This is a genomic window from Gallibacterium salpingitidis, from assembly GCF_030517105.1.
Lineage (GTDB): Bacteria > Pseudomonadota > Gammaproteobacteria > Enterobacterales > Pasteurellaceae > Gallibacterium > Gallibacterium salpingitidis.
In genome coordinates this window covers 394,181-416,452 of sequence record NZ_CP103875.1, presented here as the reverse complement: position 1 = coordinate 416,452, position 22,272 = coordinate 394,181, and the positions used below count along the sequence as shown (strand labels likewise).

The window sequence follows — 22,272 nt, the reverse complement described above, 5'->3', positions numbered from 1 at the left end:
TTTAATTTTCTCCTTTACTTTCTTCAACTAAGCCACCTTGACGTTTTAATACCCATGCTGCAAGTAAAGGAGCAATCACTGCGGACACCAACACAGAGGCAGCAATTTGTGCAGTTGCAGTTTGCACGAACGGTGCAAAAGTTGGATCAGCTTGAGCAACAATTTCAGGAGTAATAATAGCATTCCCTGCTGTAGTACCTGCTGCAAACCCAATTCCTGATAAATTACCTCTTCTCAAAATAGTTTTATAACCAATGAAAACTAAGAAACCTGTTAAAACTGATGAAAGAACACCTAAAATAATTCCTGTTGCCCCACCAGTAACAATTGCGTGCAAATTAATTCCTGTTCCTAAAGCAAAAGCAAAGAAAGGTATAACAATAGCACCAGTCGGTTTCATTAAATCTGTCCATTTAGGATCTAAATTACCAATAATCATACCAATAACTAATGGTAAAACGGCTGCTAACATTAATGAAAAAGGAATATCAGCTAATCCAGACGCTCCTAAAAAGAGTAAAACAAAAAATGGTCCATCATTTACAGCTGATGCTATATAAGCACCTCTATCTCTATAATCCCCATATTTACCAGTAAATGCTAACCAAATACCACCATTAGAATTGGCAACAACAGTAAGCATTGCTAATAAAGAAATACCCCAGATACCATCATTACCAATAAATAATCCTAATAAAGTAACTAATGTTGCAGGTACAATTGTTTTGAATAATAAGATAACTCCTGTATGTGCAAGCAATGGTCCAGAACTCCTCAAGGTAATCTGCATACCAGTAGAAAAAATAAGTAAGGCAATTAATGGGCCAGCAGATGATTTAAATAATGCTGTTGTAAACGAACCTAGTCCTAAAAATTCTGGAAAAAATGTACCTATAATAGAACCCAATACCAATGGAATGACCATTGCTCCTCCAGGAATCTTATTCATACCATCATATAGTGGAATCATAGATTTTGTAGTTTGGTTACTAGACATAATATTCTCCTATAAAACATACAATTAATTTTGAAGTTTGCTTTGTGCCATTTGCGCTGCAAGATAAAGTGCTTCACTCATACTCTTACTATCGGCGACACCCTTACCTGCAATTGGAAATGCTGTACCATGATCAACAGACGTACGAATAAACGGTAACCCTACAGTTACATTGACGCCTGTATCAAAACCTAATAATTTGATTGGAATATGACCTTGATCGTGATACATCACGACTACAATATCGAATTCATCTAAATTTGCGGCACGATGGAAAACTGTGTCTGGTGGAATTGGGCCTGATGCATTGATGCCTAAAGCTTTTGCCGCTTCAATTGCCGGTAAAATTTCCTTACTATCTTCATCCCCAAACATACCATTTTCACCTGAATGAGGATTTAAACCAGCAACAGCGACTCTTGGTTGTTTGAAACCAAGCATTCTTGCATTTTCATCTGCGAGTTTGATCACTGTAAGAACACGTTCTTTTTTCACAAGATCACAAGCTTTGCGTAATTGCACATGCGTTGTAACATGAATAACCCGTAATTTCGGGCTAACTAACATCATTGAATAATCTTTAGTGCCACTTAATGTTGCAAGAATTTCAGTATGTCCAGGGAACATTTTTCCCCCTGCATGCAACGCTTCTTTATTCAAAGGTGCAGTAACCACTGCATGAATTTTTTCAGCCATAGCATATTGCACTGCACGTTCAATATATTCATAAGCTGCACACCCTGCGCGAGGATCAACTTGAGCAAAAGGAAGATCTGCTGGTAAATTATCTAAATCCACTAAATCGATATAACCATATTCAGCAGTAAACCCGTCTAATTCAGTTACGGTTCTTAATTTCAATGATGAATTAAGCAAATTAATCGCTCTTTCCATCATCTTTTTGTCACCAATCACAACAGGATGTGCAAGTTCATACAATTGTCGATCTGCAAGTGATTTGACAATGACCTCTGCACCAATCCCTGCTGCATCTCCCATAGTTATTCCCAAAATTGGCTTCATTTAATACTCCTTGGTTCACTACAAACTATTTCAAATAACCCAAAATTCATTTTTGATTATTTTTAATCATAAATAAAAGATTAAAAAATAATTCACTTCTTAAATTTTGTGAAAAAAGTATATTTTATTGATAAAAACTGATCTGTGAGCAATATCACATTTTGATTAAAAATAATCATAAAGATTTTATTTAATCAAAATAATGATTTTTTAGTGAAAAAAAAGCCAACTGCAAGAGTTGGCTTTAAGGTTAGTTAAGGACGAATTGAAGGAATGATTATTTAGTAAATTTCTTTGCGTACTCTTCGGTATTGATCCATTGATGATCTTTTTCCCAAGTAAAACGCCATTTTCTAACAGGACCCGCCATTACATTTAAATAATAGTTATTGTAACCAGCAATGGTCGCCACAGGATGGTAGCCTTTTGGCACTTGTACAACATCACCGTCATACACTGCCATACATTCATCTAAACTACGATCATCGGTATAAACACGTTGTAAGCAGAAGCCTTGGCTTGGCTCAAAACGGTGATAATAGGTTTCTTCTAAATAAGTTTCTGTTTCGCAATTCTTTTGATCGTGTTTATGACTTGGGAAAGAACTGGTGCAACCTTCATCAGTAAAGACTTCTACTACTAACAATGCATCAGCAGGTTCGGTTTCTGGCAGAATGTTGTGTACTAAGCGTTTATTATTGCCGTATCCACGTTTTTCCACACCGACATCTGCTGGAGTAATTAAACGTACTGGTAAATTCCCTTGACTTGGAGCACGACAAATTGCAATTTCTGTTTCACTGTCTGCGGTAATTTGAACATTTTTATGATGAGGTACATATAAAGAATAAGGTGGAATACGTTCAAATGGAGTTTGTCTATTACCTAAACGTTGAAAAGTTTCACCATCTACTTGAAATGTTGCATAACCGCTCATCATCACAAAACAGACTTCTGTATCAGTAGTATCAAAGCAATGTTGTTTACCCGCTGATAAATGCAATAATTCAAAGCCAACATACTCCCAGCCTGCACTCTTAGGAGTTATTTGTTGACGAAAACCATCAGTAATTTTGTTAGATTTTGCTAATAATTTGCTCATAAAAAACCTCTTTCTGTTTGTTACAAAAGTACGCCAAGTATAGGCGATAAAAGTCAATCATTGAACTTTGTTTTTCTCAAGATACAACATAGATCACAAAATAAAACAAAAAATATATTTTAAAAAGATTTTTATTTGAAATTTTTATTTCATAAGAGTATTGTTATCATCATTGCCAAACAATCAAATGTTAAACAAACTAACGTGAGGATTATTTATGAATCAAGTTATTCCAAATTTTATCAATGGACAATGTGTTGAAAGTCAAAGTCAAAGAAGTTCTTTTGTATATAACCCTGCGACTGGTGAGCAAACCAAACAAGTTAAATTAAGTACAGTCAATGAAATGGATGCAGCAATCAGCGCAGCGCAGGCCGCTTTCCCTGGCTGGTCACAACAATCACCATTGCGTCGTGCAAGAATTTTATTCAAATTCAAAGAGTTATTAGAAAAGAACTTTGACAATCTTGCCCGTTTAATCACCAATGAACATGGCAAAATCTACTCTGACTCAATCGGCGAACTAACTCGTGGCTTAGAAGTTGTCGAGTTTGCTACTGGTATTCCACACCTTTTAAAAGGCGAATTCTCAGCTAACGTTGGTCGTGGTATTGATAGTTTTTCAATTATGCAACCTTTAGGTGTTGTCGCAGGTATTACCCCATTCAACTTCCCAGCAATGGTGCCAATGTGGATGTTCCCTGTTGCTTTAGCTTGCGGGAATACTTTTGTGTTAAAACCATCTGAAAAAGATCCTTCACTTTCTATCCGTTTAGCAGAATTACTTAAAGAAGCAGGCTTACCAGACGGTGTATTCAATGTTGTACAAGGTGATAAAGAAGTCGTTGATGTGTTATTACGTGATCCGCGTATTCAAGCAGTCAGCTTCGTAGGTTCAACACCAATCGCCCAATACATTTATGAAGTAGGTTCTGCACATGGCAAACGTGTACAAGCATTAGGTGGAGCGAAAAACCATGCATTAATTATGCCAGATGCCGATATTGAAACCACTGCAAATGCGTTATTAGGTGCTGCTTTCGGTGCTGCTGGTGAACGTTGTATGGCGCTTTCTGTTGCTGTTACTGTTGATGATGCAGTTGCAGATGCTTTAGTAGCAAGCTTAACACCAAAAGTAAAAGCATTACGTATCGGTCCGGGCATTTTACCTGAAGGTGAAAAAGAAAATGATATGGGACCATTAATCTCTAAAGAACATTTGGCGAAAGTTTCTGGTTATGTTGATTCCGGTGTTACGGAAGGTGCAAAACTCGTCGTTGATGGTCGTGGTTATAAAGTTGCTGGTCATGAAAATGGTTATTTCATTGGCGGTACCTTATTCGATAACGTCACTACAAATATGAAGATTTACCAAGAAGAAATTTTCGGCCCAGTATTGGCGATTGTTCGTGCGAAAAACTACGATGAAGCCATTAAACTTATCAATGATCACCAATATGGTAATGGTAGTGCAATTTTCACCAGCGATGGTGATGCTGCTCGTCAATACAGCCACGATGTTAAAGCGGGTATGGTCGGTATTAATATTCCAATTCCAGTACCAATGGCGTTCCACTGCTTTGGTGGTTGGAAATCTTCTATCTTTGGACCATTAAATGCATACGGCCCAGATGGTGTACGTTTCTATACTCGAATGAAGACTGTAACCAGCCGTTGGCCAAATCATAAAGTACGAGAACAAGGCGCTGCATTTAGTATGCCAACACTTTAATTAATGTAACGGCTCTCTTCTCTTGAGCAGTTCTAAAGACACTCAAGATTTATGTGTGTGGTTGCTCGCCACACACATTTTTTTATAATTTATTCTGGTTTCTGACTACATACGGCAATAAAATTTAATGGTTTACTTGGATCGTTAAATACTTTAAACATTTTCTTAAATGTTGTTCTATTTTCAGACTTTAGTGCATTTTTAATGATTTTTAATGCTCCCCAAATACCTTCATCATAAATTAAACCTTTTGGCGATAATAATGTCATATCACCAGAAAAAGTATTAATTTTCTGGAATCCTATACTAGAAAAAACCTCTTGCCATCCCTCTTTTGTTAATGGCGTTACTGTTATATTAATTGCATCACGTAAACGTTGAATAATGGTTTCACTATCATTTGTGTTCAACATCACATCATGCGTCAATAGTAAACCACCTGGTTTTAATACACGATAATATTCTTGTACCGCTTTCTTTTTCGCCTCCACAGGCAACATTGTCAGCATAGCTTCATTGATCACTATATCAAAACTACTATCTTCAAAAGGTAATTTCATCGCATTAGCTCGTTGTACATGAATTTTTTCTTGTAATTGATTTAACAAGATATTCTGTTTTGCTTTTTCTAAAACAGTTTCATCTAAGTCCACTCCTTCAATTTTACAGCCAAATTGTTTTACTAACCCAATAGCTGTAGTCCCCATATTACAAGCAACTTCCAACACTTTCTTGTGTTGATCAAATTGTCCTTGTGAAATTAACCATTCAGTTGCTTTTCGCCCACCAGGTCGTAATCTTGTTTTCCCTAACCTTGCCAAAAAACTATGCCCAACTTCATCTTTTTTCATAGATCACCTCTTACTATCGGAATAAAACCTGCATTTTAAATACATTATTTAACATTCATTATAAATGATAATGATTATTATTAAATAAAATTCGTATTTTTCACAATGAAATACCTACATATAGGTATTTTAAACTGTTTTTATTTTAAGCAATAATTAAAATTAAATGATAATAATTATCATTTAATTTAAGAGGCCACTATGAAAAAATATGTTATTAACAACCTAAAATGGATAATTGCATGTTCCATTATTTCCCCATCTTTATTCGCAGATCTGGCAAATCCAGATGATATCCAACCAATTAAAGATTTTGCTCCCCCTAAACCGATTCCACCTACTCAAGCTCAAAAATATCAAATAGAGAACCAATTCGATCGCACAGATCGTAGCCAATACTTTTCTGTTACCGATCCTATCAATAATGGTATTTCCCCATTAAAAATTAGCTCTGGTTTCTATGGACGTAGCTTTTATAATAGTGTGCTATCTGGAGTTCGTGAAGCAAACTATTATGCCATTTTGAATCTTAATCATAGCAAAGCAAATGATTATAAAGATGCAGATGGGAATAAAGCTGATTGGGGATATACACGCTTCAATCAAGCCATGGTTTTAGGATGGTTACCTAATCATTGGAGTGAATACCGATTTACATTAATTCATGATGATATTGATGACGATAAACAGCCACAACACCAAATGGATCCTATTAATACAGAAAGATTAGTCACTCGCTTTAATGCTCGTTTAGGTGCTGAAAATCTTAGTAATACACTAAATACTGAATTCACTTATCGTAAAGTCAAACGTCATGCCGATAACTATACATTACGCCATAATTCCCCTAATGTGTATATGTTACTAGATAGGGAAATTTATGATGTTAGCTTAAAATATGATCGTGATTTCGGACAAATCCATAATATGGTGGGACTTAGCTACCAACAAGATACCCACAATGGTAATAGATATGTCCATACACCAAATAAAGATTTCTTAAATGGTTACCGTTTTGCTGATATTAGAGTAAACCGTTTCCGCCTGTTTGATGAATTAAGTTATCAATTTAATGCTCAACACAAAGTTGCATTAGGTATCACTTACGAAAATAATCAAGCAAAAATTCGTAAAGCCAATGAACGAATCCCAAACCCTAATAATCCTATGCTATCTTTTGCTAATCCTAATCAGCTATGGAATCTCTATTTTGGTCAATCTGTAAACAATAAAATCAAGCAAAATACGTTCTCAGCTGAGATTAAATATGATTTCACTCCAACAGATCTACAACAATATAGCCTTAGCTTAGGTCATATTGAACGTATTGGTAATAATCCTGAAAGATTCAACTCGGTTGCTGCTGTCGTTGTTAGACTTAATAATACAATGATGAATCAAAATACAATGGCAGCTATTATTGGTAATCCTTGGCTTAAACCAGAAGAGCATAACCGAATTAAATTTGATTTTGATTTAAAAAATGAGTTTTATAAAGGATATCTCAATTCATTGATTAGAAATGGATGGAATATTGGCGGTTCATTACTCTATGATAATGTTAAAAATCTAATTATTTTTGATCGTGTCAGAAAGCATTCTGTACTTACTAATGGCGGTGTAATTAGTCGTAATGTAAATGCAACTATTTATTCAGCTCAACTTTATGGTAATTATAATTTTGACCAACATTGGGCATTTGGTCTCAAAGCTCAATATAATTATGGTCAAAATCGTACAGATCACCGTCCTCTTTATCAAGTTCACCCATTTGAATTAACCACCAATCTTGATTATAAAAATTACTTCAAATACGGCAGTTACAATTTAGGCATTGCTATGAGATATGTAGCAAAACAATCTAGAGGTGATTTTGATCCTAGAACAGGACTAGGTATTGATCGATATGATGCAGCTAAAGCTTTTACTATTGCTGATCTTTATGCAGGTATCAATATCAAAGATAAATACGGTATCCGTTTAGGAGTAAATAATCTATTTAATCGTCAATATGCTGAATTTATCAGCGGTGATCATGTAATGGCACTAACTCCAAATGTTGTCTATGCTCCAGGACGTACCTACTGGCTCAGCTTACATACTTCATTCTAAGAGGAAAAATTATGAATATTAATCGTAGAACCTTTTTGCAATTTTCTTCCGTACTAGCTCTGGCTGGTGTAATGCCACCTCTCTTTGCCACCAATCGAGAGAACTTTACTATCTATGGTGCTCCCGCTATCCCAAGCTTAACTATTGCAGTCGCTACCTTACAAGGGCAATTAGCTAGAGAAGTTGATCTATCTATGAAAATTTGGCGTAACCCTGATCAACTTCGAGCTGGTGTCGCAAGTGGTGAATTTAAAGTAATGATGAGCCCAAGCAATGTTGGCGTTAATCTACGTAATCAAGGTCAAAATGTAGGAATGATCAATATACTTACAGCCGGTGTAACTAAATTAGTTGCTAAAAAAATTATCAGTCAACCAGAGCAACTTATTGATAAAAAAGTGATTATGCCATTCAAAAATGATATGCCAGATATCTCATTTAGAGCTCTATTAAAGCAACTTAATATTGATGAAAACAGAGTTTCTATTACTTATACAGCTACTCCTGCTGAAGCTGTTGGCTTATTTCTAACAAAAGACTTTGATGCGGCATTCCTTCCAGAACCACTAACTAGTGCTTGTATTTTACGTGGTAAAAAAATGGGAGTAGAAGTGTTACGTAGCTTTGATTTTGTTGAGGCTTGGGCAGAAGCATTTAATGTAAGACCTCTAATTCCTCAAGCTGGTATCATTGCTAATGTTGATTTCTTCCAATCGCATCAGCAATACTTTGAATTACTGCATCAAGACCTGAAAAATGCTTTAACGTGGATCAAAGACAATCCACAAAGTGCCGCAGAAATTGGTAGTAACTATTTCCCAGCACCAGTACCAGCGATTGCTAATGCAATTCCAAATTCCAATTTAGTTGTGCTAAAAGGATCAGAGTTAAAAGAAGAATTAATAAAATTTTATGAAGTTATTCTTCGTTATAACCCTAAATTATTAGGCGGCAAACTACCTGATGATAGCTTCTTCTTATGTTAATTGTTGATAAAATTCGTAAACCGCAATCAACTATTTTCTACATCGTTGATTACCTTTGGAGTGGCTTCGCCACCCTTGCTATTGTTTGCTTTTTTCTTTCTCTATGGCAATGGGCAAGTATTAGCGTTGGTGAGTTTCTACTACCTTCACCAATCACAGTCTTTCATAAAGCTATTGAATTACTTAGTGACATCCAACACAATCAGATTGAATTATCACTTTGGCGTGCATTTGTTGGTGTCGGCGGTGCTTTATTATTAGGATTAAGTAGTGGTTTCATTTCAGGTTACTTTCGTACTGTACTAACTATTTTTAAACCAGTAATTACTATTTTATTAGCAACCCCTCCAATTATTTGGGTTGTTATGGCTCTATTTTGGTTCGGTTTTGGCAATCTCAGCGTCTTATTTACTATCTGGATAATCGTAACTCCCCTAACATTTGCTAGTGCTGCAATTGCTGTTCAGCAGCTCAATAAACAAACTATTGAAGTTTTTGATGTTTACCAAGTAGGCATTTGGAAAAAACTCAAATACCTTTATATTCCTCATTTCACAAGCTATGCGATTTCTAGTATTAGCGTTGCTGTAGCCACTGGTATTCGTGTAGTCGTAATGGCTGAATTATTAGGTGCGAGTGATGGTATAGGGGCTCGTATTGCTGATGCAAGAGCAATGTTAGATACAGAAACAGTTATGGCTTATGTTGTATTAGTTATTACTTTGGTTGCCTTATTCGAATACTGTATTAGTAAACCAATTGAAATTTTATTTATGCCTTGGAAACAATGATTATGTTGAGATTATCTCATCTGAAATTAGATCTTCAACGTGACACAATAGTGCAAGACTTTAATCTTTCACTACAATATGGTGAAGTCAAAACCTTATTTGGACCTAGTGGCTGTGGTAAAACTACGATACTCAGATTAATTAGTGGTTTAGTTAAACCATCTGCTGGTAGTATTTCATGTCATTTTCAAAAAATTGGTTTTCTCTTTCAAGAAAATCGTTTACTCGATAATCTTAATGCATTGCAAAATATCGCTATTTTTATGCCTTCCCCTGATCTAAAAAAAATTTATACTACTGCTGCCACAATAGGGTTAAACCAAAGTGATTTAAATAAATATCCTAGCCAACTTAGTGGTGGTATGGCAAAAAGAGTGGCTTTTTTACGAATGTTTTTAAGCGGCTGCGACCTTGCTCTACTTGATGAACCTTTTGTTGGTTTAGATCGAGATCTACGTCAAGTACTTATTAATATGTTAATCAACAAAATAGAGCATAAACAATTATCTTGTTTACTCGTTACCCATGATCGATATGAAGCAGCTAAACTGAGTCATGAAATTTTATTTCTAAGTAAAAAAGGTATGCTAGTTGAAAAAAAACTTTGCCTTGAAACACCACTATTAGAACGTAACTCAAAATATGAAGAAGATATTGTAAATCAATACGTTAATGGAGTTATATATTATGAATAGCGTCTATATATTTTTGCTAAATGTACTCACTCTCATCAGTTGTCATTTTGCTTTTCGATTACAAATTAAAATGAGCATCGCCGCATTAAAGCAAAGTAAATTAAAAAATCCGGTTTTTACACCTAATCTCATTTATCGAAATTTAATCATTCTCTTTACTCTTGTCTATTTATGCTCTTATCTACTTCTACCTAATTCTGTAGCGGGATTTAATGCTTTAGCCGTTGGATTATTGATGATTGCCCAATTAAAAGACTTACATCATTATGAATTATTAAAAAAATACTACTTTCAGCTATACTATCTTGCACAAACTACACTTGGTCTCCTTTATCTTTATATTGGTATTCAATCCGTCATTTCATAATCATATTAATAAAAAAGCAGGTCTATCAAAAACCTGCTTATCAAAATAATTAATAATATAGTGTATTACCTTTTCTTAATCAGCATTGTAATCATCAACATTGTCATTTGCTAACACGCCAGACAATGTATAAACGCGTTTAGTACGAGAAATACGTGAACGGTATTTATCCCAAGTTTTTTCAAAGAAGGTTTCTGCTGGACGTTCACCACGACAAAATGCAACAAATTGTTGCTCTTCTTCGGTCACTGGTTGACGTGTACCTTTATCTAATTCAAGAAAAGCTAAACCATGGTTCTCTAACGCTTGAGATTCACGAATAGTGTAATCTCCATGACGAGCAAAACCACGTGGATAATTTTTATCATCAAAAAAACGGCGAGTAACGCTAAAACTTTCAGACATAATAGGGCATCCTTAATTTAGAGTATTCAATAAAAAAGTCGCATTTAAGGCGACTTTCTTTAAGATGTCAATTATTTTTTCAATAAAAATTGGGTTAAATCGACATAACGTTGTACAAACTCATCTAATGTTTTCACTTCAGAAAAACCTGTATTGCTACCAGTTTCAATATGATATTTACCATTAATATAGAAATCCGGTACGCCGCGTACTTTAAACGCTTCTACCGCTTTCTCTTGTTTAGCCACTAACGCATTGACCGCAAAGCTATTGATACCGCCGTCAAACTCTTTACCATCAATACCGCTATCAATAAAGATTTGACGAATATCGTCCATTGAACGCAAGCTATTTTTTTGTGCAGCTTCAAATAAAGGTGCACGCACTTTATCTTCCGCACCAATCGCCATTGCTAACGCCCAGGCACGAGTAAGGTTCTCTGATTGTCCACCTAAGAAGTTAACGTGATACTGTTTAAAAGTAACATCTGCCGGTAATGATTGTTTGATTTTTTCTGGAATGTGGAATTTCATTTCATAATCATAACAATGCGGGCAATAAAATGAGAAAAACTCAAGTACTTCTTTCTGTTCTGTTTGAGGTAAAGTCAATGCGCTATAGTCTTTACCTTCATTAAAATTTGCTGCCGATACAAATTGTGTCGTCAAAGCAGCTAAAAATCCTGTCAATATAAGCAATACTTTTTTCATCATAGAACTCCTTTTATTTAATAATTCCTCTTGCTTTTAATAATGCAGTTTTAAAATCTTCTTCATAATCTTTTTTCAAACCCGGAATAGGTTCATTTTTATCTTTATCTGCCATCTTGAGATGGTAAATAATAATTTCATCGCTCAAATCACTTAGCTCACCAGTAAAGCCTGCTTCTTTCGCAATTTTTTGTAAAATTTGCATTAAGTTAAGATCAGGATCTTTAGACCAATAAGGTTGTAGTAGCTCTAAAACTTCATTTAAACGATGGCATTTCATTTGGATTTCCCTCACAGTGTGTCACAGGTGTGCGATAATACCACTTCTACTTTTATTTGCAAAAAGAGATTGATATGAATGAAAACATAACTGCTGTCATTTTGTGCGGCGGCAAAGCACAACGGATGAATGGGGCTGATAAAGGGTTACAATTATTAATGCAAAAGCCGCTCTATCAATGGGTGTATCAAGCAATTGCTCCTCAAGTTAGCGAAGTCATCATTAATGCAAATCGCTCTATTGAACAATATGCTAAAAGCCAATTACCTGTTATTACTGATCAATTAACGGGTTTTCTTGGCCCTTTAAGTGGGATGTTGACCGGATTACAACACGCAAAATCCGATTGGGTGTTATTTGTCCCTTGTGATACGCCTTATTTACCAGTAAATTTAGTAGAGAAATTGGCAGCTGCTCGTCTTACTAATACACAAGTAGTTTATGCAACTGATGGTAAACGCGAACATCCAACTTGCTGCTTATTGCATCGTTCTCTTATTCCTGCATTAAGCACTTACTTACAACAAGGTCATCGTCGTGTATTAGGCTTTTTACAGCAACAAGCATATCAAACTGCCAATTTTGCCGATCAAAAAAACAGTTTTATTAATATCAACTCCGTAGATGAGTTGAATTTTTATTGCAACAAGAAGGAAAAGTGAAATGAATCAATCTGTGTTAACCGTTATTGGGAAAGACCGCATCGGTATCGTCTATGATGTGGCGAAACTACTTGCTGAACAACAAATTAATATTGTGAATATTAGCCAACAATTAATGGATGGTTATTTTACGATGATTCTTCTTGTTGATACGACAGAATGTAAAAAGGATTATCAAACCTTATCGGCATATTGTACTGAAGAAGGGCAAAAATTAGGTTTGGATCTTCGCTTACAAAATACCGAGATTTTTAATGCTATGTATCGTATTTAAGAGGAATCACTGATGAGTAATAGCATTCAATCATATGAAATTTTAGAAACATTAAGAATGGTTTCTGACCAAAATTTTGATGTCAGAACCATTACTATTGGCATTGATTTACACGACTGTATCAGCGATAACATTGATGTCTTAAATCAAAAAATTTATGACAAAATTGTCCGTATCGGCGGTGATTTGGTACAAACAGCTAAAGAACTTTCTGCTAAATATGGTATTCCGATCGTCAATCAGCGGATTTCAGTAACCCCAATTGCGCAAATTGCCGCTGCAACTAAAGCGACTTCCTATGTATCGGTTGCGCAAACCTTAGATCGTGCAGCAAAAGCTATCGGTGTTTCTTTTATTGGCGGTTTTTCTGCTTTAGTACATAAAGGGATGAGTCCAGCAGATGAGATTTTAATTCGTTCCATTCCTGAAGCAATGAAAACCACAGATATTGTTTGTAGCTCTATTAATATTGGCTCAACTAAAGCAGGTATTAATATGGATGCTGTTAAATTGGCGGGAGAAGTCATCAAACAAACTGCAGAAATTACACCAGAAGGCTTTGGTTGCGCCAAAATTGTCGTATTCTGTAATGCAGTAGAAGACAATCCATTTATGGCAGGCGCCTTTCATGGTGCTGGCGAAGGTGATGCTGTTATTAACGTTGGTGTTTCTGGTCCAGGCGTTGTAAAAGCAGCATTAGAAAGTAGCCAAGCAACAACTTTAACTGAAGTTGCTGAAATCGTGAAAAAGACTGCCTTTAAAATTACTCGTGTTGGTGAATTAATCGGACAAGAAGCCAGCAAACGTTTAGGTATTCCATTCGGTATCTTAGACCTATCGCTCGCTCCAACGCCTGCTATCGGCGATAGTGTTGCTCGTATTCTTGAGCAAATGGGGCTAACAGTTTGTGGTACACATGGCACTACCGCTGCATTAGCCTTATTAAATGATGCAGTGAAAAAAGGCGGTATGATGGCAAGTAGCTCAGTAGGTGGATTGAGCGGAGCTTTTATTCCTGTATCTGAAGATGAAGGAATGATTGCCGCTGCTGCACAAGGTGTTCTTACCTTAGACAAATTAGAAGCAATGACTGCCGTTTGTTCCGTTGGTTTAGATATGATTGCCGTACCAGGTTACACCTCTGCCAGCACCATTTCAGGTATTATTGCTGACGAAGCAGCCATTGGTATGATTAATAGTAAAACTACCGCAGTACGTATTATTCCAGTACCAAATAAAGATGTTGGCGATATGGTCGAGTTCGGTGGCTTATTAGGCTATGCGCCAATTATGCCGGTTAAAGAAGGTTCTTGTGAGGTGTTTGTCAATCGCGGCGGGCGTATTCCAGCGCCAGTTCAATCATTGAAAAATTAGATAAATACAAAATACTTCAAAGAATTTCGTTATTATCATAACAAATGAGATTTTTACTTAGTGGGAAAATATTTATTCATCATTTATATTTTCCCACTTCATATTAACAACTATTAGATAAACTAAAGTGCTATTGGCGGCACATATTTTCCTGCCACAATATCATCTTTAATTCGCTCAGCTTCTTTCATCACCTGTTCGAGTAACGCTTTCACATTCTCAATGGTAGCAATTGGGCTTAAAGTAGTCATTTTTAGCGACTGTACGCCATTAACTCGTGTTACACCAATATTTGCTTCACCTTTGGCAAATAATTCATCTGCCACATTTTGATTGAGCGCATCAACAAATTCTGCGGGATAATCTATTGGCTTAATACGGAACAACACTGAAGCAAATTGCGGTTCTACTAACATTTCTAACACTGGCTGAGCATCAATATAGCTAGCGACTTCTTTCGCCAAATAGATACCATGATCAATCATTGAAGCATAAAGGTCCTCGCCCAACGCCTCGATCGTAAACCATAATTTTAGTGCATCAAAGCGTCTGGTAGTTTGCAATGATTTTACGACCAAATTAGGCACACCATATTCATCATCATATTCAGAATTGAGATAATCCGCCTTATAGTCAATAAAACGGAAATTCCTTTCATCTTTTAATAAAAATGCGCCACAAGAAATCGTTTGAAAGAAATGCTTATGAAAATCTAAAGTAATAGAATCTGCTTGATCTAAACCAATCAACCAATCACGAAAATGTTGCGAAAGGATTAATGCGCCACCCCAAGCAGCATCAATGTGTAACCACGAATTATATTTCTTCACAATCGTACTAATAGCTTGAATATCATCGATCGCCCCAGCATCTGTTGTGCCCGCAGTCGCCACCACACAGCCAATAAATTTACCTTGTGCAGTTAATTCTGCGAGAGTGGTTTCTAACGCTTCAATATCCATTTGTGCATTTTTATTCGTTGGAATTGTTACGACAGACTGAAATCCCATTCCCATCATCGCCATATTTTTCTGTACTGAGAAATGCGCATTCTCTGAACAAATAATTTTGACTTTTGTTAATGCTTCAGGCGGCAAACCTTGTTGTTGCGCTGACCATGCTGATCCATCTTCATTAGTCCAATGTTTTGCAATACACGCATCACGAGCCAACAATACTCCCATCAAATTAGATTGTGTACCGCCAGAAGTAAATACACCAGCAGTTCCTTTACCATACCCTACTTTTTGTCTTAACCAATCGATTAATTGTTCTTCCATAATCGATCCAGCAGGGCTTTGATCCCATGAATCCATTGATTGATTAGTCGCATTGATCAACACTTCCGCAATTTGGCTCGTTACCATTGTTGGGCAGTGCAAATGCGCTAATGAATGAGGGTGATGAACTTTTAGGCTTGGATTAAGAAAAATGGCAATCATATGTTCTAGCGTTTTCGCTATTCCTTGCCCTTCCTTAGTTGGATTGAATTGAATTGTTGGACGAATTTGGCGAATACTTCCGCCTGTGTACATTTTATCATTCTGCATCCATTTACAAACAGCACTAACGGCGTCTTTCATCGCTGTTTCATAATCTTGGATAGATTGAGGATCTCGACAAAATAATGCTCTTTTATGTTGATTTAACATTGCATAAAAATCCTAAAGAAAGTTGCTGACCTATATCACTGATTTATATAAATAGTATGGGAGCTACCTGCTGCTACTCCCATACTTTATCTGCGCTAAAAAATAGGCACTATTTATTACGTTGTTGCTGTAACGCTTCAATCAAAGATTGGGTAAAACGTTTTACCATCTCTTCACATTCAGCTTGTGTAATAATAATTGGGCATAATACACGCACCACATTACCATTACGCCCACCACGCTCCAGTAATAAACGATTATTAAAACAGGCTTTTTGAATAGCAGCTGCTAAATCAGGATCTCCCGGATAAGCACCTGTACGATCAGGTTGTTGTCTATCATCAACTATCTCAATTCCCATCATTAAGCCACGCCCACGAACATCACCAATACACGGATACTCTTTTGCTAATGTATCAAATGCAAATTTTAAGTATTCGCCACGCTCTTTCGCATTTTGTGCTAAATTTTGTTCCCGCATAATTTTGAGCGAAACATAACCCGTTGCCATCGCTAATTGATTACCGCGGAATGTCCCCGTATGCCCTGCTGGTTTCCAAACATCAAACTCTTTGCGAATAGCTAATACAGCCAACGGTAAACTTCCACCAACCGCTTTTGACATTACAACAATATCAGGTTCAATGCCGGCATATTCAAATGCAAACATTTGACCAGAACGGCAAAATCCAGCCTGAACTTCATCTAAAATCAGCAAAATACCGTGTTTTTGCGTTACTTCACGTACTTTTTGTAGGAATTTCGCTGGCGCAGGTACTACACCGCCCTCACCTTGAATAGCTTCTAAGATGACTGCTGCGGGTTTTACCACACCACTTTCCACATCTTCTATAAAATTTTCAAAATAAGCAGTAACTGCTTCTGCTCCAGCTTCTCCACCGATACCAAACGGACAGCGATATTGATGTGGATATGGCATAAATTGAACACCAGCCATTAAATTTTGTACGGCATTTTTCGCACTAAGATTGCCAGTTAAAGACAACGAACCGTGTGTCATACCGTGAAATCCACCAGAAAAAGCAATAATATTGCCTCGACCAGTATAAGTTTTTGCCAGTTTAATGGCAGCTTCATTGGCATCTGCGCCTGATGGCCCACAGAATTGTAAACAATACTTATCCTTAGGAAAGAAAGATAATAACTCTTCAGTAAAAGCATCTTTCAATGGTGTAGTCAAATCCAATGTATGTAACGGTAGATCACTTTCAACTGTATCTAAAATAGCTTGTTTAATTGCGGGATGGTTATGCCCTAATGCTAACGTCCCTGCACCTGCTAAGAAATCAAGATATTCATTACCTTCCACATCAGTTACCCAACAGCCTGATGCTTTTGCAATCGCTAAAGGTAATTTACGTGGATAACTACGCACTTTTGATTCCATCTGATCTTGACGATCTAAATAATAAGAATTAGTGGCATGATGAATTGATTTTATAGGGGTGATAATTGTCATTTTTAACTAAACCTTCTAATAGAGGTGAAAAAAATAAGTCGGGTGCCTTGCGGGAAGCCTAAGCTTTCTGTTTCCTACAAACAGATGCCATGGGGCATTTGACTCGCTACTTATTAAAAAAAGCGTTTCAGCTTTTTTAGATCTCTTTAAGAGGCCCAAAGAGAATAAATCCCTCACAAAACAGTTAATTGCTAACAATTTTGGTGGGCGAGCTATAGTACCTCTTTTTACTAGAAAGGAAAGTATTTTATTTATATTTTCTCAAATAAGAGCTATTACCTAATCCAATTGGTTTATTAATAAACAACTTATCAGATTTTATTTACTATTGAGGGGTGTGTAATGAATAGCGAGAACTTTCTCGCTATTCATAAGTAAAAAAGTTATTGATCACCAATTAATACAGACTCTAATGCAATTTCAATCATGTCATTAAAAGTCAATTCGCGTTCTTCTGCGGAAGTTTGTTCACCAGTACGAATATGATCAGATACAGTACAGATCGCTAATGCTTTCGCACCATATTCTGCTGCTACTGCATAAATTCCTGCAGCTTCCATTTCTACGCCAAGAATGCCGTATTTTTCCATCACATCAAACATTTCAACATCTGGTGCATAGAATAAATCTGCTGAGAATAGGTTACCAACACGCGCTTTAATACCTTTTTGTTTTGCTGATTGAACAGCTGCTTGTGTCATATCAAAATCAGCAATTGCCGCAAAATCATTATCCTTAAAACGAATACGGTTCACTTTTGAGTCTGTACAAGCACCTAAACCAATCACAACATCACGCACTTTTACATCTTGACGTACTGCACCGCAAGAACCAACACGAATAATCTTTTTCACACCATATTCAGTGATTAATTCTTTTGCATAAATAGAACATGATGGAATACCCATACCATGTCCCATAATAGAGATTTTACGTCCTTTATAAGTTCCAGTATAACCAAGCATATTGCGCACGTTGGTTACTTCTACTGCATCTTGTAAAAAAGTTTCTGCAATATATTTTGCGCGTAATGGATCGCCTGGCATTAACACAACATCTGCAAAAGCACCATCAACCGCATTAATATGTGGAGTCGCCATAAATATTCCCTCTAATTATTTGTTTTGAAAATCAATGATTGTTGAACCATAATCCATCGGACTTAAATCGAAATAGTTAGCGATAGTTTGCCCAATATCAGCAAAAGTATCACGTCTGCCAAAAGATTGTTTCGGCACATTCGCACCATATAACAATACTGGAATATGTTCACGTGTATGATCAGTTCCGGTCCAAGTTGGATCGCAACCATGATCCGCTGTAATGACAAGGAGATCATCACCGGTTACTAATTTAAGTAATTCAGGTAAACGTTGATCAAAATACTCTAATGCTGACGCATAACCAGCGACATTACGACGATGACCAAAATCAGAGTCAAAATTGACAAAGTTAGTAAAAACAATGGTTTTATCGCCTGCAGCACGCACTTCTTCTAAGGTACGATCAAATAACTCTTCCAAGCCTGTTGCTTTAATTTTACGAGTAATGCCTGTATGTGCATAAATATCAGCGATCTTACCGATAGAAACTACTTCACCATGTTTTTCATCAACTAATTTTTGTAAAACTGTTGCTGATGGCGGTTCAACCGCATAATCATGGCGGTTACCAGTACGTTGGAAATTACCTGCTTTATCACCAATAAACGGACGCGCAATAACACGACCGATGTTATAGCCTTCCAATTCTTCACGTACGATATGACAAAGTTCATATAATCTTTCCAAACCAAATGTTTCTTCGTGGCACGCAATTTGGAATACTGAGTCTGCTGATGTATAGAAAATTGGTTTGCCGGTACGCATATGTTCTTCACCAAGTTGATCCAAAATCACTGTTCCTGATGAATGGCAATTTCCTAAATAACCAGGAATTCCTGATTTTTCAACAATGCGATCTAATAATTCTTGTGGAAAAGAATTTTCATGTTGTGGGAAATATCCCCAATCAAACAATACTGGTACACCAGCGATTTCCCAGTGTCCAGATGGGGTATCTTTTCCTGAAGAGATCTCTTTCGCATGCGCATAACCACCAATAAGTTCTGCATTTTCATCTAATCCAGCAGGGAAAGTACCACAAGATTCTTTTGCCGCTAAACCTAAGCCAAGTTTAGTTAAATTAGGTACATTCAATGCGCCTTCTCTTCCCTCATTCGCTAAACCTACTGCACAACGTTCTGCAATGTGTCCTAAAGTATTTGAACCAGCATCACCAAATTTATCTGCATCTGCTGAAGCTCCAATGCCAAAAGAGTCTAGCATCATAATAAATACACGTTTCATAGCATTCCTCTCTTATACAATTATTCTGACATTAATAATTAGTTGGTTTGGCTGTTGCCGCTACCCCTAATGTATTGAGTAAGTTATTTAATAAACCTGAAGCACCAAAACGGAAATGACGTGCGTTTAGCCATTGTTCACCAAACAGGTCCGCTGCCAGTTGGAGATATTGTTGCGCTTCTTCAGCGGTACGTACACCACCTGCCGCCTTAAAACCAACACGATCTTGGACATTTAAATCACGAATAGTTTCCAACATAATTTTCGCCGCTTCTAACGTCGCATTCACCGGCACTTTACCAGTAGAAGTTTTAATAAAATCCGCACCTGATTTAATGGCAATTTCTGACGCTTTACGAATTAATTCAGCTGTTTTTAATTCGCCTGTTTCGATAATCACTTTTAATAATTTATCACCACAAGCCTGTTTACATGCAGCGACTAACTCAGCACCAATGTTTTCATCGCCTGCCATCAAAGCACGATATGGGAAAACCACATCAACTTCATCTGCACCTGCTTTAATCGCTAATTCTGTTTCATGACGTGCTAATTCAACATCTGCAGTACCTTGCGGAAAGTTAGTTACTGTAGCAACTGCAACATCTGCACAGTGATATTGTTGTAATGCTGTTTTCGCTGTTGCAATAAACTGCGGATAAATGCACACCGCAGCAGTATGCCCAATTGGGTTAATCTCTTTTTTACAAAGTGCAGCAACAATCTCATCAGTATCATCTTCATTAAGTGTTGTGAGATCCATTAATGACAAGGCAATTTTAGCTGCCTGCTCAAGACTAATTGTTGACATAATATTTCCTCTTTCAGAAAAGCAAACGTTTTCTATCCTCTAATAATAGAACACCACGACAATTGTCGTGGTGTTTTTGTTTCGTCATTGTATCACAACGCTTAGCCCATGAGTACTGGTCCAACTAAGCCGATAAATAATCCAGCAATTGCCGCACTCATTAAGTTAGATAATGAACCAGCTATAACTGCTTTGATACCTAAACGTGCAATATCTTTACGACGATTTGGTGCCATCGTTCCCAAACCACCAATTAAGATAGCGATAGAACTAAAGTTTGCAAAACCACAAAGTGCAAAAGTAATGATTGCTTTAGTTTTTTCTGCTAATACCATCGGTGCATCCGGTCCAAGATATTTCACGAAATCAACATATGCAACGAATTCGTTTAGCACAAGTTTTTGACCAATCATTGAACCAGCCACTTCAGCTTCATTCCAAGGCACACCGATTACATATGCTAATGGGCGGAAAATCCAGCCTAAAATGGTTTGTAAGTTAAGTTCACCATAACCAAACCAACCACCAATACCGCCAATAATACCGTTTAGTAATGCAATTAAAGCAATAAATGCTAACAACATTGCTCCCACATTCATCGCTAATTGCATACCTGAAGAAGCACCCATTGCAGCAGCATCTAGCACATTTGATGGTTTTTCATCTTCATCATTGGCTTTCAAATCATCATTCACTTTTTCTGTTTGTGGAATCAAAATTTTTGCAAATAATAATCCACCTGGTGCTGCCATAAATGATGCAGCGATTAAGTAAGGAAGTGGTACCCCCATTTGTGCATAACCGATCATTACAGAACCAGCCACAGACGCTAAACCACCACACATAATGGCAAAGAGTTCAGATTCTGTCATCGTAGCAATATATGGACGAACAATTAATGGTGCTTCAGTTTGACCTACGAAAATATTCGCAGCTGCTGACATAGATTCTGTTTTAGAGGTTCCAAGTACTTTTTGTAGGAAACCACCGATTAAACGGATAACCCATTGCATAATGCCTAAGTAATAAAGCACAGAAATTAATGAAGCAAAGAATACGATTGCCGGCAATACACGAAACGCAAACACGAATCCGCCGCCGCCAAAAACTTCAAACATCTTATCGCTGACTAAACCGCCAAATAAAAAGCTGATCCCTTCATTACCGTAAGAAATCACTTTATTTACCGCTTCTGCAGCACCTAATAAAGCTTTACGTCCTAATTCAGAATACAGTACTAAGGCACCAATTCCGATTTGGATGATAAATGCGCCACCGACAGTTCTAAAATTAATCGCTTTTCGATTATTTGATAATAAAAAGGCAATTGCTAACAAAACTACAATGCCCAAAATACTCATAAGTGAATCCATAATTACCTCTAATTTGGAAAAATGGCTGTTCTGTTTATGTATTGATGAGATAACTCCAATTTATCCCACAAATAAGGCTTAAATAGTCGTCTTTAGGATAAACGGTGCAACTATACCTGTTTTTCAAAAAAATGTCTGAGAAATTTGTAAAAATGAGAACGTAATCGATTACTTCATCGCATTTTTTTCATTTAACGTGAATTTTTCCAGCGAAAATTAGCCAATTTTTTGGTCTTATGGATGAAAT

General features: G+C 36.6%; 22 protein-coding genes. 9 read left to right on the top strand and 13 right to left on the bottom strand.

The annotated features are described in order from the left end of the window. Position 1 precedes the first annotated feature (1 nt). The 3 genes from NYR30_RS02005 to iolB form a co-directional block, all read right to left on the bottom strand. On the bottom strand, positions 2 to 997 hold the full coding sequence (locus NYR30_RS02005) for a 2-keto-3-deoxygluconate permease (RefSeq protein ID WP_066421520.1): 996 nt from the start codon (positions 995 to 997) through the stop codon (positions 2 to 4). Between the two features lie 24 nt (positions 998 to 1,021). Continuing rightward, positions 1,022 to 2,020: a 4-hydroxythreonine-4-phosphate dehydrogenase PdxA gene (pdxA, locus tag NYR30_RS02000; protein ID WP_066421522.1), complete on the bottom strand. Its 999-nt coding sequence runs from the start codon at positions 2,018 to 2,020 to the stop codon at positions 1,022 to 1,024. Between the two features lie 277 nt (positions 2,021 to 2,297). Beyond that, positions 2,298 to 3,122 carry a 5-deoxy-glucuronate isomerase gene (gene iolB / locus NYR30_RS01995; protein WP_302501751.1) on the bottom strand — a complete coding sequence of 275 codons (825 nt, stop codon included), beginning with the start codon at positions 3,120 to 3,122 and terminating at the stop codon, positions 2,298 to 2,300. Between the two features lie 217 nt (positions 3,123 to 3,339). Between iolB and NYR30_RS01990 the strand changes: the two genes are divergently transcribed. Beyond that, positions 3,340 to 4,854: a CoA-acylating methylmalonate-semialdehyde dehydrogenase gene (locus NYR30_RS01990; protein WP_066421153.1), complete on the top strand. Its 1,515-nt coding sequence runs from the start codon at positions 3,340 to 3,342 to the stop codon at positions 4,852 to 4,854. Positions 4,855 to 4,943: 89 nt separating this feature from the next. Here the strand turns inward: NYR30_RS01990 and NYR30_RS01985 are convergent, their stop codons facing one another. Then, positions 4,944 to 5,705, bottom strand: a complete 762-nt coding sequence (locus NYR30_RS01985) for a class I SAM-dependent methyltransferase (protein ID WP_066421154.1) — start codon at positions 5,703 to 5,705, stop codon at positions 4,944 to 4,946. Positions 5,706 to 5,906: 201 nt separating this feature from the next. Between NYR30_RS01985 and NYR30_RS01980 the strand changes: the two genes are divergently transcribed. Genes NYR30_RS01980 through NYR30_RS01960 form a run of 5 tightly spaced genes read left to right on the top strand, consistent with a single transcriptional unit; the run spans position 5,907 to position 10,656 of the window. Then, complete coding sequence (locus NYR30_RS01980) at positions 5,907 to 7,817, top strand: TonB-copper family protein (RefSeq protein WP_302501748.1); 1,911 nt, start codon at positions 5,907 to 5,909, stop codon at positions 7,815 to 7,817. An 11-nt stretch (positions 7,818 to 7,828) separates the two neighbouring features. After that, positions 7,829 to 8,803 (top strand): ABC transporter substrate-binding protein, encoded by a 975-nt coding sequence (locus NYR30_RS01975; protein ID WP_066421158.1) that lies wholly within the window; start codon positions 7,829 to 7,831, stop codon positions 8,801 to 8,803. Then, on the top strand, positions 8,797 to 9,594 hold the full coding sequence (locus NYR30_RS01970) for an ABC transporter permease (RefSeq protein WP_066112753.1): 798 nt from the start codon (positions 8,797 to 8,799) through the stop codon (positions 9,592 to 9,594). Before NYR30_RS01975 ends, NYR30_RS01970 begins: the two co-directional genes overlap by 7 nt. A 2-nt stretch (positions 9,595 to 9,596) precedes the next feature. Then, positions 9,597 to 10,289, top strand: a complete 693-nt coding sequence (locus NYR30_RS01965; RefSeq protein WP_302501747.1) for an ATP-binding cassette domain-containing protein — start codon at positions 9,597 to 9,599, stop codon at positions 10,287 to 10,289. Next, positions 10,282 to 10,656 (top strand): hypothetical protein, encoded by a 375-nt coding sequence (locus tag NYR30_RS01960; protein WP_066112752.1) that lies wholly within the window; start codon positions 10,282 to 10,284, stop codon positions 10,654 to 10,656. The genes NYR30_RS01965 and NYR30_RS01960 overlap by 8 nt, the downstream gene beginning before the upstream one ends. 75 nt (positions 10,657 to 10,731) lie before the next feature. Here the strand turns inward: NYR30_RS01960 and NYR30_RS01955 are convergent, their stop codons facing one another. The 3 genes from NYR30_RS01955 to NYR30_RS01945 all read right to left on the bottom strand — a co-directional run bounded on the left by NYR30_RS01955 (position 10,732) and on the right by NYR30_RS01945 (position 12,051). After that, positions 10,732 to 11,061 (bottom strand): MaoP family protein, encoded by a 330-nt coding sequence (locus tag NYR30_RS01955; RefSeq protein ID WP_065237974.1) that lies wholly within the window; start codon positions 11,059 to 11,061, stop codon positions 10,732 to 10,734. A 71-nt stretch (positions 11,062 to 11,132) separates the two neighbouring features. Next, entirely contained in the window at positions 11,133 to 11,771 is a 639-nt protein-coding gene (dsbA, locus tag NYR30_RS01950; protein WP_066112751.1) for a thiol:disulfide interchange protein DsbA, read from the bottom strand. 13 nt (positions 11,772 to 11,784) lie between these two features. Then, complete coding sequence (locus NYR30_RS01945) at positions 11,785 to 12,051, bottom strand: YihD family protein (protein ID WP_066107098.1); 267 nt, start codon at positions 12,049 to 12,051, stop codon at positions 11,785 to 11,787. Between the two features lie 74 nt (positions 12,052 to 12,125). Between NYR30_RS01945 and mobA the strand changes: the two genes are divergently transcribed. From mobA to NYR30_RS01930, 3 genes are read left to right on the top strand one after another with little or no spacing between them, the layout of a single operon-like run. Continuing rightward, the gene (mobA, locus tag NYR30_RS01940) at positions 12,126 to 12,713 is read left to right on the top strand and encodes a molybdenum cofactor guanylyltransferase MobA (protein ID WP_302501746.1); all 588 of its coding nucleotides are present in this window, start codon (positions 12,126 to 12,128) and stop codon (positions 12,711 to 12,713) included. 1 nt (position 12,714) lies between these two features. Continuing rightward, positions 12,715 to 12,987 carry an ACT domain-containing protein gene (locus NYR30_RS01935; RefSeq protein ID WP_066107091.1) on the top strand — a complete coding sequence of 91 codons (273 nt, stop codon included), beginning with the start codon at positions 12,715 to 12,717 and terminating at the stop codon, positions 12,985 to 12,987. A 12-nt stretch (positions 12,988 to 12,999) separates the two neighbouring features. After that, the gene (locus NYR30_RS01930) at positions 13,000 to 14,361 is read left to right on the top strand and encodes a PFL family protein (protein ID WP_066112749.1); all 1,362 of its coding nucleotides are present in this window, start codon (positions 13,000 to 13,002) and stop codon (positions 14,359 to 14,361) included. A 122-nt stretch (positions 14,362 to 14,483) separates the two neighbouring features. Here NYR30_RS01930 and NYR30_RS01925 read toward each other — a convergent pair whose 3' ends face one another. The 6 genes from NYR30_RS01925 to NYR30_RS01900 form a co-directional block, all read right to left on the bottom strand. Next, positions 14,484 to 16,013: a pyridoxal phosphate-dependent decarboxylase family protein gene (locus NYR30_RS01925; protein WP_066112748.1), complete on the bottom strand. Its 1,530-nt coding sequence runs from the start codon at positions 16,011 to 16,013 to the stop codon at positions 14,484 to 14,486. 109 nt (positions 16,014 to 16,122) lie between these two features. Further along, positions 16,123 to 17,493 carry a diaminobutyrate--2-oxoglutarate transaminase gene (locus NYR30_RS01920; protein ID WP_066112746.1) on the bottom strand — a complete coding sequence of 457 codons (1,371 nt, stop codon included), beginning with the start codon at positions 17,491 to 17,493 and terminating at the stop codon, positions 16,123 to 16,125. Positions 17,494 to 17,876: 383 nt separating this feature from the next. Then, a complete protein-coding gene (gene deoD, locus NYR30_RS01915) occupies positions 17,877 to 18,593 on the bottom strand; it encodes a purine-nucleoside phosphorylase (RefSeq protein ID WP_066112744.1) in 717 nt (238 codons plus the stop codon). A gap of 15 nt (positions 18,594 to 18,608) precedes the next feature. Beyond that, complete coding sequence (gene deoB, locus NYR30_RS01910) at positions 18,609 to 19,841, bottom strand: phosphopentomutase (RefSeq protein WP_066112742.1); 1,233 nt, start codon at positions 19,839 to 19,841, stop codon at positions 18,609 to 18,611. 31 nt (positions 19,842 to 19,872) lie between these two features. Then, positions 19,873 to 20,643, bottom strand: coding sequence for a deoxyribose-phosphate aldolase (deoC, locus tag NYR30_RS01905; RefSeq protein ID WP_231923815.1), 771 nt, complete (start codon positions 20,641 to 20,643; stop codon positions 19,873 to 19,875). A gap of 110 nt (positions 20,644 to 20,753) precedes the next feature. Next, positions 20,754 to 22,025 (bottom strand): NupC/NupG family nucleoside CNT transporter, encoded by a 1,272-nt coding sequence (locus tag NYR30_RS01900; protein WP_066112739.1) that lies wholly within the window; start codon positions 22,023 to 22,025, stop codon positions 20,754 to 20,756. Positions 22,026 to 22,272: the final 247 nt, after the last annotated feature.